The following is a 370-nucleotide window of genomic DNA, read 5'->3' on the forward strand; positions in this document are numbered from 1 at the left end:
GGGGCGACATGGGAGGAGATGATCCGGGCGATGCAGGGATCGCTCAACCAGTCGGGGGAGGTCATCGCCTTCGCCACCGGGTAAGGGCGGGCGGGGATGAGGAACCCCGCCCCGGGGAAAAGGGATGCCGGCCCCACACGCGCTAACGTTTGGTGTGGAGATTCACGAAGATACCACTCAATTCAGGAGACGAGCGCTGATTATGGGCTTATGGGTTGGTCTGCGGGCAATCGTCCTCGGAGAACGGTCTTGATCCCTGTCGGGGAGTACGAGATGAGAGCCTGACCTGTCCGCTTCGGATGGTCGCGAGTCCCGGGTCACGCCCGGACAGTTTTCCCCCTGGGAACGCCCGGGCACTGCCCCCGCCCCC

The organism is Methanoculleus sp. UBA413, from assembly GCF_002502935.1.
GTDB lineage: Archaea > Halobacteriota > Methanomicrobia > Methanomicrobiales > Methanoculleaceae > Methanoculleus > Methanoculleus bourgensis.